Here is a 13,663-nt window from a genome sequence, read left to right on the forward strand (position 1 = left end):
TCAGGCGACGTGGTTCAGCGACAACCCCGGCCGCGGCCACTCGGCCGCGTAGAGGATCCCGCGCCCCGAGGACGTGACGTAGGCGGTGCGCAGGTCGGGCCCGCCGAAGCACACGTTGGTGACGAAGACGTCGGCCTCCGGCACGGGCACGACATCGAGGAGCTCGCCGTCGGGTGACACGACGCTGACGGCACCGGTGTAGAGCGTCGCGACACAGATGTTTCCCGCGGCGTCGACGGCCAGCGAGTCCAGCCACTGCCAGCCGGGGAACCCGTGCAGCAGCGTGCCGCCGTGCCGGGCCGTCGAGCCGGGGCTCGGCTCGACCACCCCCGGCCCGGACAGATCCCACGCCCACAGCCGGCCGGTGATCGTCTCGGACACGTAGACCCGGCTGCCGTCCGGGGAGAGCCCGACCCCGTTCGGCGCCTGCAGCGGGTAGACCGCTTCGACGATCTTCGACCCGTCCGCCATCGCGTGGTACAGCCCGCCCAGATCGGCCTCCCGATCGCGGGTCTTGCCCATGTCGGTGAACCAGAACCCGCCGTGCGCGTCGAAGACGATGTCGTTCGGGCCGCGCAGGGCGTGTTCCCCGACGTGGGTGTACAGGTCGGTGACGGCGCCGTCGAACGTCACGCGCTGGATCCGGCCGCCGATGTAGTCGGCCGGCTGCGGGCCGGGCGCGGTCAGGCCGTCCCGGTCCACCCAGGAGAACCCGCCGTTGTTGCAGACGTAGATCGCCCCGTCCGGTCCGATCGCCGCCCCGTTGGGGCCGCCGCCGGGCTCGGCGACCACCGACGTCGTCCCGTCCGGCGCGACCCGGGTGACGGTGCCGCGCTTGATCTCGACCAGCACGACCGACCCGTCCTCGAGCGCGATCGGTCCTTCGGGGAACTGCAGACCATCGACGACCTTGCGCACGTGCATCCTCCAGTCGGTTCGAGCAGCTCACTTGGCGCGGTCGAGCCAGGTGCCGGCGACGAACAGGTCGCGGCTGATGTAGCGGTCGATCCCCTTGACCTCGGGCTTGGTGATCGTCGACAGGTAGCTGCGCGAGAGCCACTGCACCGCGATGTCCTGGTTGAGCAGCAGCTCGATCTGCTGGTAGTCCGTCGTGCGCCGCTGCGGGTCCGTCGTCGCCGTGGCGTCCTGGGTGAGCCGGTCGACCTCGGGGTTCTGGTACTTGCCGAAGTTCGACGACCCGCCCGTGGTGAAGACGCGGGTGATGGCGGGCACCGGGTAGTCGAACGCCGCGATCTGGCTCGCCATGTCGAAGTCGCCGCCCTGTAGCACGCGCCCGCTGAACTCCGCGAGGTCGAAGTAGCGGACGTCGACCTCGACCCCGACTTCCGCCATCGAGGCCTGCACCCACTCGCCCAGCGGGATGGAGCTGCGGTCGGTGGCGTACACGAAGTCGGGGTTGCCGCCGTCGGCCTTGTACTCGTCGACGAGCCGGCGGGCGTGCTCGACGTCGAGCTTCGGCCAGGCGTCGGTCGCGGCCTGTGTGTGGTACTGGCTCTCCGGGTCGAACAGGCTCTCGGCCGGCAGGATGTGGTTGCTGAAGAACACGGCGCCGAGGGCGGGCTGGCTCATCGCGGCGATCGCGGCTTCCCGCATCCGCTTGTCGTTGAACGGCGCTCGGGCGAAGTTGAAGTAGTTCAGCACGCCGCCGTTGCCCGGGGCGAAGTAGATCCGCAGGTTCGGGTTCTGGAAGGCCCGCACCAGCTCGGTGTTGAAGCCACCGTTGATCATGTCGATGTCGCCGTTGGCCATCGTCTGGTAGCGGCTCTCCGTGTCCGGCAGCGGGCGGATCTCGATGCCGTCCAGATGGGGCTTGCCCGGCTGCCAGTAGTGCGGGTTCTTGGCGAGCTCCATCCTGTTGTCGCGGATCCAGTTCGACAGCACGAACGGCCCAGCGCCGACCGGGTGGTTGCTGATGTCGTCGCCGTACTGCTGCAGCGCGGCCGGCGAGACGATCATCCCGAGCGTGCCCTGCGACAGTGGCTGGGCGAACAGGACCGGGAAGTCGCCCATCGGGGCGTTCAGCGCGAACTCGACGGTCAGCGGGTCGATCGCGTGCATCGAGGTGATCCGCTGCGCGTAGGCGTGTGCGGGGGAGCCGGCCCTGTCGATGTGCCGCTGGGTGTTGATGATCACCGCCTGCGCGTCGAGTGGTGTGCCGTCGGAGAACTGCACGCCGTCGCGCAGGCCCATCCGCCACGTCGTGCCGCCGTCGGTCGTCTCCATCGACGCCGCCAGGTACGGCTCGGCGCCGCCGCCTGGCACCAGCTTCATCAGCGAGTCGTAGACCATCGTGGCGGCGAGGTTGGAGTTCTGCTTCGCCGGGTCGAAGCTGATGATCTCCCGGTCGTTCCCGATGACCAGCGTGCCGCCGGCCTTCGGTGTCCCGTCGGCGGCAGGGTCGCCGCCGTACGGATCGACGGTCTTCAGCAGTGCTGCACCTGCTTCGGCGCCGTTCTGGGCCGGCGCTTGGCCGCAGGCGGCCGTCAGCGCGACGCACAGCAGTGCGCCGAGCACGGCGAGCAGGCTCCTTCGTGATCGCAACCGCATGTCGTCCACTCCTCGTCGAGGGCCGGGCAGCGGGCTCCCTCCGATGACACGGACCCGGACCGGTCCGCCCGTTCGCTCGGGATCGCCGACGTCACCCGAGCATCGAGCCCGGACGGGGAGCAGCGCCAACACCTGCGTGCACAGAGTGCCGCCGATCCGTGCGATGCCGTTGCCCCTGAGGCGGCACCTGGAGTGGGCAAGATCCGAAGTTTCGGGTGTCCATGGTCGTGGGGGGAGCTATGGGCAACCGAAACCTCGGATCGGGCGCTACGCCCTACCGGCGGAACGAGACCTGCAGCGTCGGCTGGCTCACGCCGGCGAAGAAGTCGTTGCCCTTGTCGTCCACCACTACGAAGGCGGGGAAGTCCTCCACCTCGATGCGCCAGACCGCCTCCATCCCGAGCTCGGGGTACTCGAGCACGTCGACCTTGCGGATGCAGTCCTGGGCCAGCCGGGCGGCGGGGCCGCCGATCGAGCCGAGGTAGAACCCGCCGTACGTGGCGCAGGCAGTGGTCACCTGCTTCGACCGGTTCCCCTTGGCGAGCATCACGAGCGAGCCGCCCGCCGCCTGGAACTGCTCCACGTAGGAGTCCATCCGCCCCGCGGTGGTCGGGCCGAACGAGCCGGACGCGTACCCCTCGGGTGTCTTGGCCGGTCCGGCGTAGTAGACGGGGTGGTCGCGCAGGTACTGGGGCATCGGCTCGCCCGCCTCCAACCGCTCCGCGATCTTGGCGTGGGCGATGTCGCGGGCCACGACGAGCGGGCCGGTGAGCGACACGCGCGTCTTCACCGGGAGCGTCGAGAGCTGCGCCCGGATCTCGGCCATCGGCCGGTTGAGGTCCACCCGCACCACCTCGTCGGACAGGTCCTCGGTGGTGGCCTCCGGCAGGAACCGGGCCGGGTCGCGCTCCAACTGCTCGAGGAAGACCCCCTCCGGGGTGATCTTGGCCTTGGCCTGGCGGTCGGCGGAGCAGGACACCGCGATCCCCACCGGGAGCGACGCGCCGTGGCGGGGGAGCCGGACCACGCGCACGTCGTGGCAGAAGTACTTGCCGCCGAACTGCGCGCCGATGCCGAACTCGCGGGTCAGCTCCAGCACCTGCTGCTCGAGGTCGCGGTCGCGGAACGCGTGGCCCAGCTCCGAACCCTGGGCGGGCAGGTTGTCCAGGTAGCGCGCGGAGGCGAGCTTGGCGACCTTGAGCGTGTACTCGGCCGACATCCCGCCGACCACCACGGCGAGGTGGTAGGGCGGGCAGGCGGCGGTGCCGAGCGAGCGCAGCTTCTCGTCGAGGAACGCCGCGAGCTTCTTCGGGTTCAGCAGGGCCTTCGTCTCCTGGTAGAGGAAGGTCTTGTTGGCCGAGCCGCCGCCCTTGGCCATCACCAGGAGCTCGTACTTGGGCGCCTGCCCCGGCGCGGTGTACAGCTCCACCTGCGCGGGCAGGTTCGTGCCGGTGTTCTTCTCGTCCCAGAACGAGGTGGGGGCCATCTGCGAGTAGCGCAGGTTCAGCTCGTCGTAGGCCTCGAACACGCCCCGGGAGATGGCACGCTCGTCATCGCCGCCGGTGAGCACCGTCTCGGTGCGCTTCGCGACCACGATCGCCGTGCCGGTGTCCTGGCACATCGGCAGCACGCCGCCGGCCGACACGCACGCGTTGCGGATGAGGTCGGTGGCCACGAAGCGGTCGTTGGGCGACGCCTCCGGGTCGTCGACGATCGCCCGCAGCTGCGCGAGGTGCGACGGCCGCAGCATGTGCTGGATGTCGTGCACGGACTCGCGCACGAGCGCGGTGATCGTGGAGGGGTCGACCTCGAGGAAGGTGCGGCCTGCCGCCTCGACGACGCGCCCCGGGGGGAGGTCGAGGAGCCGGTAGTCGGTGTCGTCCGGGCCGAGGGGGAGTACATCGGTGTGGTGGAACTCGGGCACCTGGAGAAACTAGCCCGAGGGAACTTGCGGCGCACAGCCGTGTCGGCCCGGGCACGGGAGGGGAATGGGTCGGGAGGCCGGACCGGCCCCCGACCAGTCCGACCTCCCGGGGTGGGCGCGTCCGGCAGGCCGGCGCGCGCGAAGTCTCCGGTGGGAGAGGTTCTCCTGACAACGGCCTCCCGTCAACTTCTGGGCAGGGTCGGGCACCGGACCGTAGGGTCATTGCATGCCTGGATCGATTCTCGGGACCTCCGTGCGCCGCGTCGAGGACCGTGACCTCATCACCGGCGCGAGTACCTACGTCGGAAACCTCTCCCTCGAGGGCGTCCTGCACCTCGCCTTCGTACGTTCCCCGTTCGCCCATGCCGTCATCACCGGGATCGATACCGCCGCCGCGGCGGCGGCCCCGGGCGTCGTGGCCGTCCACACCGCCGCCGACCTCGGCCTGCCGGCCCACCACGGCCTCATGGTCGTGAACAAGGACCTGCCGCGCCCACCGCTCGCCACCGACCGGGTCCGGTTCGTGGGGGAGGCGGTCGCGGTCGTGGTCGCCGAGACCAAGGCCGCCGCCGTCGACGCGGTCGAGCTGGTGGAGGTGGACTACGACCCGCTGCCTGCCGTCGTCGACATGGAGGCGGCGCTCGCGCCGGACGCGGAGCTGCAGTTCCCGGAGCTGGGCAGCAACGTGGCCGACGGCAGCCGGTCCGCCGACGCCGACGTGCTGTCGGACGCCGATGTGGTCGTGCGGGCCCGGCTGGTGAACCAGCGCGTGGCGGTGATGCCGATGGAGGGCAACGCGGTCGCCGTCCTGCCCGGGGGCTACGAGGGCGCGGACCACGACCTCACGATCTGGGTCTCCACGCAGATGCCGCACGGCTTCCGCGCGCAGGCGGCGGCCCTGTTCGGGCTGGAGCAGGACCGGGTGCGGGTGATCGCGCCGCACGTCGGCGGCGGGTTCGGTGGCAAGGCGGGCATGCTCGCCGAGCACACCGTGGCCGTCGGGGTCGCGCGGGCGCTCGGCCGCCCCGTCACGTGGGTGGAGACGCGCTCGGAGAACCTCGTGTCGATGCCCCAGGGGCGCGGCCAGGTGGCCTACTACGAGCTGGGCCTCACGCGCGAGGGCGTGGTCACGGGGCTGCGGGCGCGGGTGGTGGGCGACAGCGGGGCGTACGCCGGGTTCGGTGGCGGCCTCATCTTCATGTCCACGCACACGATGGCGACCGGCGTGTACCGGATCCCGAAGCTCGCCTTCGACGGGGCGGTCGCGCTCACCAACACCACGCCGATGGGTGCCTTCCGCGGCGCGGGCCGGCCGGAGGCCGCGGCGCACATCGAGCGGATGATGGACCTCGCGGCCACCGAGCTGGGTATCGACCCGGTCGAGCTGCGGCGCCGCAACTTCATCCAGCCCGACGAGTTCCCGTACCGGACCCTCTCCGGCGTGCAGTACGACATCGGCGACTACGACCTTCCGCTGCGCGAGGCGCTGCGGCTCGTCGACTACACGAAGGTCCGGGAGGAGCAGGCCTCCCGGCGCGAGGCCGGTGACCCGGTGCAGCTGGGCATCGGCATCTGCGTGTACGTCGAGATCACCGGGGGCGCGGGCGACGAGTACGGGTCGGTCGTCGTGCACCCCGACGGCTCCGCCACGATCTCGGCGGGCACCTCGGCCCACGGCCAGGGCCACGCCACCTCGTTCGCCATGGTCGCGAGCGACCGGCTCGGCATCCCGGTGGAGCGGATCCGGTTCGTCCAGTCCGACACCGCCACGGTGCCCCGCGGTGGGGGCACCGGTGGGTCGCGGTCGCTGCAGATGGCCGGCAACGCGGTGCAGGCAGCGTCCGACGACGTGCTCGAGCAGGGGCGCAAGCGCGCCGCGGCGATGCTCGAGGCATCCGTCGACGACGTGCAGCTCACCGAGGACGGCGAGTTCGGGGTGGCCGGTGTCCCGTCGGTCACGCTCACGTGGGCCCAGGTCGCGAGCCGCGCCGAGTCCGACGGCGAGCAGATCTTCGCGGGGCTGGACTTCCACCAGGACGGCGCCACGTTCCCGTTCGGGGCGCACGTGTCGGTGGTGGAGGTCGACACCGACACCGGCCGGGTCACGCCGCGGCGCCACGTCGCCGTGGACGACTGCGGTCGCGTGCTGAACCCGCTGATCGTCGAGGGACAGCAGCACGGCGGGCTGGCCCAGGGGATCGCGCAGGCGCTGTACGAGGAGGTCGTCTTCGACGCCGAGGGCCAGCCGCTCACCGGCACGCTCGCCGACTACCGGATGCCGAGCGCGGCGGACCTGATGATGTTCGAGGCGTCCAACACCGAGACGCCCACGCCGCTGAACCCGCTGGGGGCCAAGGGCATCGGTGAGTCGGCGACGGTCGGGTCGACCCCGGCCGTGCAGAACGCCGTGGTCGACGCGCTGAGCGCGTTCGGCGTGCGGCACGTCGACCTGCCGTGCACGCCGGAGCGGGTGTGGCGGGCCGTGCGGGATGCGCGGGCCGGGCAGCCCGTCGACCCGTGGCGCGAGCCGCCCGCCGTCTTCGCGACGCTCCCGGTGCGTGGCGAGAGCAGCGGGGCCGCGGAGGGCACCATCTGAGATCTCGGACCCGGCTCGCGTGTGCCGCTACCGGTACGCGCGGGCCGGGGTCAGACGGTCACCATGCCGCACCAGAAAAGCGGCCCGTCGGTGACGTCGACGTCGTACTTGCGCGCGAAGGTCAGCCGCCCGTCGTCGCCGATCCCGAACACGGAGAACCCGGCGGGCACGTCGCGCAGCTGGTCGCCGTCGCGTTCGGCCAGCGGCGCGACGGCGGCCGTCACCAGCATCTTCCCGCTCGGGTGGATGGCGAAGGTGCGTGCGTGGAAGGCCTCGATGCCGATGGTCTGGATCGGGTTGGGCTCCCCGCTCGGGTCGTCGACGGCGAAGACGGCGACGCTGTTCTCGCCGGGGCCGTGCACCTTCCTCCCGCCGGAGTCGACGGTGCCGTCGGACCGGTTGACGAGGTAGAGGTACCTGCCGTTCGGGTGGACGTGGATCGGCCCCAGGTACTGGGTGGGTGCCCGGAGCTCGGGATGGCCCACCGTCGCCTCGGTGTACCGCGGTGACGCGCCGATCCCGTCGCCCTGCACGTCGTAGGTCAGTAACTCGTTGTTCCGCTCCATGGAGACGTACATCCACGGCTCGGTCGCGTGGAAGTCGACGTGCCGCGGACCGAATCCGGTGCCGTCGCCGTCGGTGATCGACTTCTCGCCCGTCAGCCGGCCTTCTGCGAACCGGAACACCTTGAGTGCGCCGGGGTCCGCCGGTTTCTCGGCGGTGGCGTCGCTGCCCCGGGTGCTGAGCACGACGAAGGTCCCGGAGGGGGCGACGCGCACCTGGTGGGCGTAGTTGCCGGCGTCGACGGCTTCCCGTTGCGCGACGGGGTCGCCGATGGAGCCGTCCGGGTCCAGGGCGTGCACGGTGAGGGTCGAGGGCTGGTTGTAGGCGATCAGGAGGTGGCGTCCGGCCGGGTGGACGGTGAGGTGGATCGGGCGGTTGTCGAGCGTGTGGGGCGGGCCGAGCCCGGTGAGGTGCCCGGTTCCGCGGTCGATCCGGTAGGCGGCGACGCCGTGGTCGTCGTTCGCCGTGGACCGGTTGCTGTAGGCCACGTACATGACCGGCGACGTCGGGTGCACCCAGGCGTACTGCACGGGACCGGGTGTGCGGGTCGCGCTGTCCCGGGTGAGGGTCAGGGACGCCTCGTCCACGGTGTATGCGCCGAGGTCGGCACCGACCGAGGCGTAGAACGCGGTGCGGGTGATGCAGCGAGGCTAGGACCGGGGACTGACACTCGTCCAACTCGATCGCCCGACCGGGTGTTCGCTGATCGGGTTGTGCCCGTTCGTTCTGCTCGTGCGGTCGGTGACGAATGCCCGATTCGAGATCGACTGCCCCCCGATCGTGTGCCCCGCGGCCGATTGGGCGAGACTGCCGCCGTGACGACGGGTGAGGAGACGGGATGAGGCTGGCGACGATCCGCACGGCCACGGGCAACCGTGCGGTCCGGGTGGATGCGACCGGGGCGGTCGAGACCGGTGAGGCCGACGTCCGCGCGCTCCTGGAGCGGCCCGACTGGCCGGAGCACGCGGCGGCGGCGGCCGGGCCGTCGCACCCGCTGGAAGGCCTGGACTACGCGCCGCTCGTGCCGTCGCCGGAGAAGATCATCTGCGTCGGCCTGAACTACCGCGACCACGTCCTCGAGACGGGCAACCAGCTGCCCGACCACCCGACGGTCTTCGCGAAGTACCCGCCGGCCCTCGTCGGGGCCCACGACGACATCGTGCTGCCGCGCGCGTCCACGGCGATCGACTGGGAGGTCGAGCTGACGGTCGTGATCGGCCGGTCGGTGCGGCACGCCACCGCGGAGCAGGCGCAGGCGGCGATCGCGGGCTACACCGTGCTCAACGACGTGAGCGTGCGCGACTTCCAGCGCCGCACGTCGCAGTTCCTGCAGGGCAAGACGTTCGAGTCCACGACGCCGCTGGGGCCGTGGCTCGTGACGCCGGACGAGCTCCCGGAGGGCGGCTGGGAGGTCTCCACCGTGCTCGACGGTGAGACGATGCAGCGCTCGTCCACCGCGGAGCTGGTGTTCTCGGCGGTGGACCTGGTCGCCTACCTGTCCGGGATCCTGACGCTCAACCCCGGCGACGTGATCGCCACCGGTACGCCCGGCGGCGTCGGCCACGCCCGCAAGCCCCCGAGGTACCTCACCGACGGCGCCGAGCTCGTCACCCGCATCGAGGGCGTCGGAGAGTGCCGCAACACGTGCCGCCTCGAGGCGGCACCGTGAAACAGCGCGCGATGAGCGTCGCGGGCGCCCGCTCCCTCGCCCACACGCTCGCCTGGGCCGGCGACGGTGCCGCCCACCTGCGCGGGCTCATGACGCGGATGGGCGAGGACGCGTTCGCGGCGCCGTCGGCGCTGCCGGGCTGGAGCCGGGCCCACGTGCTGACGCACGTCGCGCGCAACGCGGACGCGATGATCAACCTGCTGGACTGGGCGCGCACCGGCGTCCGCACCCCGGCGTACGCGAGCCGCGAGCAGCGGGACGCCGACATCGAGGCGGGCGCGGGCCGGCCGCCCGCGGAGATCCGGGAGGACGTCGTTGAGTCCTCCGACCGGCTCGCCCGGGTGGTGCGGGCGATGCCGGAGGCCGCCTGGTCCGCGAACGTCCAGAACGCGCAGGGCCGCGACCTGCTCGCCACCGACGTCCCGTGGCTGCGGGCCCGCGAGATGTGGATCCACGCCGTGGACCTCGACGTCGGCGCGTCGTTCGCCGACATGCCGGGCCCGATGGTGGCGACGCTGCTCACCGACGTCGCGGCGGCGATGGGGGAGAAGCCGGACTGCCCGACGCTGTGCCTCACAGCCCCGGACGGTTCGAGCTGGGGGGTCGGCGACCAGGCCGCGGTCACGACCGTCAGCGGCACCGCTCCCGGCCTCGCCGCCTGGCTGCTGGGCCGGAGCAAGGGGCGCGAGCTGCGGAGCTCCGCAGGCTTGCCGCTCCCCGCCCTGCCCCGCTGGCTCTGACGCCGCCCCGCACGGGCCGGTCCATGGGAGGCTCCCGCCGTGCACCCGTCACCGCGTCCCGCCCCGGACTTCACCGCCGTCCGCGCCGAGTTCGCGCTCCCCGACGCGTTCCCGGCCGCCGTGCTGGTCGACGCGAGCAGGGCCGCGGCGGTCCGGCCCGGGCCGGGACCCGGTCGCCGGGACGCCACGGACGTCGAGCTGGTGACCGTCGACCCGCCGGGCTCGAAGGATCTCGACCAGGCGATCGGCGTCGTCCGGCGCGGCTCGGGGTTCCGGGTGCACTACGCGATCGCGGACCTCGGCGCCGTGGTGCAGCCAGGAGGCGCACTGGACGACGAGGTGCGCAGGCGGGGCCAGACGATCTACCTGCCGGACGGGCCGGTGCCGCTGCACCCCCCCGTTCTCTCCGAGGACGCGGCGAGCCTGCTCGCGGACGGCCCGCGGGCGGCCGTGCTGTGGACGTTCGACCTGGACGACGCCGGTGAGCAGGTCGCGGCCTCGGTGGAGCGGGCCGTCGTGCGGTCGCGGGCCCGGTTGGACTACGCGGGCGTGCAGGCCGACGTGGACGCCGGCCGGGTGCATCCGGCGCTCTCGGCCCTTCCCGAGCTCGGTCCGCTGCGCCGGGCGCACGCGGTGCGGCGCGGGGCGATCGAGCTGGAGCTGCCCGAGCAGGAGGTCGTGCCGGACGGGTCCGGCGGCTGGACCGCGCGCGTGCGCCGCCGGCTGGACGTCGAGTCGTGGAACGCGGAGATATCCCTGCTCACCGGCATGGCGGCGGCGCAGATCATGCTCGACGCCGGGGTCGGCCTGCTCCGCACGCTCCCCGCGCCGGAGCCGGATGCGCTGGCCGCGTTCCGGCGCTCGGCGCGCGAGCTCGGCTTCGGCTGGCCCGAGGATGCACCGGTGGCGGAGCTGCTGGCCGGGCTGCCCGCCGACACGCCGTCCGCCCTCGCGGTGCGGCGGGCGGCCACCGCGCTGCTGCGCGGCGCCGGGTACCACGCGTTCGACCGCTCCACCGGCACCGAGCCGCCCGCGGACGCCGGGCACGGCGGCATCGGAGCGCCGTACGCCCACGTCACGGCGCCGCTGCGGCGGCTGGCGGACCGGTTCGGCACCGAGGTCTGCCTGGCGGTCACGGCCGGCGAGGAGCTGCCCGCGTGGCTCCGGGCGGCGCTCCCGGCGCTGCCCGCCGTGATGGACGAGTCGGATGCGCTGGCCGGGCGCGTGGACCGGGCGTGTGTCGACCGCACCGAGGCCGCGTTGCTGCGGGACACGGTCGGGCGGGAGTTCGACGCCGTCGTCCTGCGGGCGGACGGCGAGGGCGGCGAGGTCTACGTGCCCGACCCGCCCGTGCTCGCGCACTGCACGGGCGGTCTCACGGCGGGCGCGGTGGTGCGGGTGCGCCTCACGGAGGCCGATCCGGACACCGGACGCATCGAGTTCGCGGCTTCCTGATCCGGGCCCAGCCGGGGGCGAGTGAGGCTACCCTCATCTCCGGCGGGCGGTCCGCCACGATCCGGGGGAGGTGGGCCGGTGCCCGACCGTGCGTTCCGCTACGGGATCGAGCACGAGAGCGCCCTCGTGCACGTCGGCGACGGGTTCGCCGACCACACCTCCGTCGCGTTCGACGAGCTGCAGGACGTTGTCGACGCGTTGCCCGAGGACCCGGCCGACTACCCGGACCTGCGCGTCGGTGACCAGGGGATCAAGCGCAAGCGCTGGTACGTGGAGGGCTACGAGCGCTTCGACGAGCGCGGCGAGCTGGTCCGCTGCGACCCGAAGGGCCTCGAGGTCCGCACCCGCATCCACGACTCGATCGAGGCCGCCGTCGACGCGCTGCGCGAGGACCTGCGCCTCCTCGACGCCGAGCTGGCCCGCACCGGGCTGCGCACCGCCACGGTCGCGTTCAACCCCGTCCGTTCGGAGTACCGGATCGAGCCGCCCTTGAACGAGTGGGAGCGGACGCACCGGATGGGCTCGCCGGAGGAGCGCACGGCGCACGTGCACATGTCGACCTACGGGCCGGACCTGAACCTGTCCTGCTCCGCGCTCGACGAGGCGGCGCTCGTCGACGCGGGCCGCAAGCTCACGCACTACAGCCCGTGGCTGGTGCCGCTGTCGTTCTCCTCCCCGTTCCGCGACGGCGGGCCGTGGGGCGGGCTGTCGGCGCGCACGGCGGTGCGCACCGGGGTCCGGCCCGCCGCGCTGGTGTTCCTCGCCGGGCCGCAGCGGCAGCTCGCCGCCGACCCGTCGCTCACCCAGGTGGCGCGCCTGCCCGCCGAGGTGGGCCGCATCGAGTTCAAGGCGTTCGACGCCTGCCCCGACCCCGAGCTGTACGGCGAGCTGCTCGCCCTGCTCACCGGCGTCGTGCTGGACGAGACGTTGCCGGGCAGGCGCACCACGCCCGACGCGGGCCTGCACAAGCACGTGGCCGGGGTCGGGCTGGCCGACGACGACGTCCACGCCGGCACCGGCGAGCTCCTCGACGCGGCGGAGCGGGCCCTCGCCGAGCGGCCGGCCGACCTGGCCCGGCTGGCGCGCCTGCGCGAACGCTGGCGAAGGCGCGAATCACCGGCGGACGCGATGCTGGCGGCCTACGAGGCGGGCGAGCCCGTGGCCGGCCTGCGCCGGGCGTAGCGACGGCGGCAGAACCGCTCACACACCAACTGCGGCGCTCACACACCAACTGCAGTTGCTGTGCCGACGCACGAGTTGGTGTGTGAGCGTGCTCTGCGGCACCGCCGCGCTAGCCGTACGAGTGCTCCTGCGCGGGGTAGCGGCCCTCGGACACCTCCTCGCCGAACCTTCGCGCGGCATCGAGCAGGACCGTGCCGACGTCCGCGTACTGCTTCACGAACCGGGGTTTGCGCGCCCGGTTCATGCCGGCCATGTCCGACCAGACGAGCACCTGCGCGTCGCAGTCCGGGCCGGCGCCGATCCCGATCGTCGGGATGTCCAGCTCGGCCGTCACCCGCTTCGCGACGTCGGCCGGCACCATCTCCAGCACCACCGAGAAGGCGCCCGCCGCCGCCACGGCGAGCGCGTCCCCGACGAGCCGGTCGGCCGCCTCGCCGCGGCCCTGCACGCGGTAGCCGCCGAGCGCGTGCTCGCTCTGCGGGGTGAAGCCGAGGTGCGCCATCACCGGGATGCCCGCGCCGACGAGGGCCTCGACCTGCGGCGCGAAGCGCGCCCCGCCCTCCAGCTTCACGGCGTGCGCGCCGCCCTCCTTCATGAAGCGGAACGCCGTGGTCAGCGCCTGCTCGGGCCCGGTCTGGTAGCTGCCGAACGGCAGGTCGGCCACGACGAGGGCGCTGCGCGCTCCCCGCGTGACCGCCTTGACCAGCGGCAACAGCTCCTCGATCGTCACGGGCAGCGTGTTCTCGTACCCGTAGACGTTGTTGGCGGCGGAGTCGCCGACGAGCAGCACCCGGATGCCGGCCTCGTCGAAGATCTCCGCGGTGTAGGCGTCGTAGGCGGTGAGCATGGCCCAGCGCTCGCCGCGCTCCTTCAGCGCGTGCAGGTGCGGGATGCGGGTCCGCTTCGGGCGCTCCGCGGAGCGGTAGGGGGATTCCTCTGACATCTGTGGTCCGTCCTCCCTCGAG

General features: G+C 72.7%; 10 protein-coding genes. 5 read left to right on the forward strand and 5 right to left on the reverse strand.

All coding sequences use genetic code 11. The annotated features are described in order from the left end of the window. The 3 genes from ACU436_RS28595 to ACU436_RS28605 form a co-directional block, all read right to left on the reverse strand. Positions 1–918 carry an SMP-30/gluconolactonase/LRE family protein gene (locus tag ACU436_RS28595; RefSeq protein WP_459030070.1) on the reverse strand — a complete coding sequence of 306 codons (918 nt, stop codon included), beginning with the start codon at positions 916–918 and terminating at the stop codon, positions 1–3. A gap of 27 nt (positions 919–945) precedes the next feature. Next, the gene (locus tag ACU436_RS28600; RefSeq protein ID WP_459030071.1) at positions 946–2,568 is read right to left on the reverse strand and encodes an ABC transporter substrate-binding protein; all 1,623 of its coding nucleotides are present in this window, start codon (positions 2,566–2,568) and stop codon (positions 946–948) included. A gap of 274 nt (positions 2,569–2,842) precedes the next feature. Continuing rightward, positions 2,843–4,492, reverse strand: a complete 1,650-nt coding sequence (locus ACU436_RS28605; protein ID WP_459030072.1) for a fumarate hydratase — start codon at positions 4,490–4,492, stop codon at positions 2,843–2,845. Positions 4,493–4,718: 226 nt separating this feature from the next. On the opposite strand from ACU436_RS28605, the gene ACU436_RS28610 reads away from it, so the two are divergent. After that, positions 4,719–7,088, forward strand: a complete 2,370-nt coding sequence (locus ACU436_RS28610) for a xanthine dehydrogenase family protein molybdopterin-binding subunit (RefSeq protein WP_459030074.1) — start codon at positions 4,719–4,721, stop codon at positions 7,086–7,088. Between the two features lie 50 nt (positions 7,089–7,138). Here the strand turns inward: ACU436_RS28610 and ACU436_RS28615 are convergent, their stop codons facing one another. Beyond that, positions 7,139–8,293 (reverse strand): lactonase family protein, encoded by a 1,155-nt coding sequence (locus tag ACU436_RS28615; RefSeq protein ID WP_459030354.1) that lies wholly within the window; start codon positions 8,291–8,293, stop codon positions 7,139–7,141. Between the two features lie 197 nt (positions 8,294–8,490). Between ACU436_RS28615 and ACU436_RS28620 the strand changes: the two genes are divergently transcribed. From ACU436_RS28620 to ACU436_RS28635, 4 genes are all read left to right on the forward strand, one after another. Next, positions 8,491–9,321 (forward strand): fumarylacetoacetate hydrolase family protein, encoded by an 831-nt coding sequence (locus ACU436_RS28620; protein ID WP_459030075.1) that lies wholly within the window; start codon positions 8,491–8,493, stop codon positions 9,319–9,321. Then, positions 9,318–10,061: a maleylpyruvate isomerase family mycothiol-dependent enzyme gene (locus ACU436_RS28625; protein ID WP_459030076.1), complete on the forward strand. Its 744-nt coding sequence runs from the start codon at positions 9,318–9,320 to the stop codon at positions 10,059–10,061. The genes ACU436_RS28620 and ACU436_RS28625 overlap by 4 nt, the downstream gene beginning before the upstream one ends. 39 nt (positions 10,062–10,100) lie before the next feature. Further along, positions 10,101–11,516 (forward strand): RNB domain-containing ribonuclease, encoded by a 1,416-nt coding sequence (locus ACU436_RS28630; protein WP_459030077.1) that lies wholly within the window; start codon positions 10,101–10,103, stop codon positions 11,514–11,516. 78 nt (positions 11,517–11,594) lie between these two features. Next, the gene (locus tag ACU436_RS28635; RefSeq protein ID WP_459030078.1) at positions 11,595–12,698 is read left to right on the forward strand and encodes a glutamate-cysteine ligase family protein; all 1,104 of its coding nucleotides are present in this window, start codon (positions 11,595–11,597) and stop codon (positions 12,696–12,698) included. Between the two features lie 109 nt (positions 12,699–12,807). On the opposite strand, the gene panB is transcribed toward ACU436_RS28635, so the two are convergent. Then, a complete protein-coding gene (gene panB / locus ACU436_RS28640) occupies positions 12,808–13,641 on the reverse strand; it encodes a 3-methyl-2-oxobutanoate hydroxymethyltransferase (protein ID WP_459030079.1) in 834 nt (277 codons plus the stop codon). Positions 13,642–13,663 lie beyond the last annotated feature (22 nt).

Source organism: Pseudonocardia wallangbongensis, from assembly GCF_054486945.1.

Excerpts from the sequence above, each read along its gene's own strand:
- ACU436_RS28600 (WP_459030071.1), bottom strand. The coding sequence starts at position 2,568 with ATGCGGTTGCGATCACGAAGGAGCCTGCTCGCCGTGCTCGGCGCACTG.
- ACU436_RS28610 (WP_459030074.1), top strand. The coding sequence starts at position 4,719 with ATGCCTGGATCGATTCTCGGGACCTCCGTGCGCCGCGTCGAGGACCGT.
- panB (WP_459030079.1), bottom strand. The coding sequence starts at position 13,641 with ATGTCAGAGGAATCCCCCTACCGCTCCGCGGAGCGCCCGAAGCGGACC.
- ACU436_RS28620 (WP_459030075.1), top strand. The coding sequence starts at position 8,491 with ATGAGGCTGGCGACGATCCGCACGGCCACGGGCAACCGTGCGGTCCGG.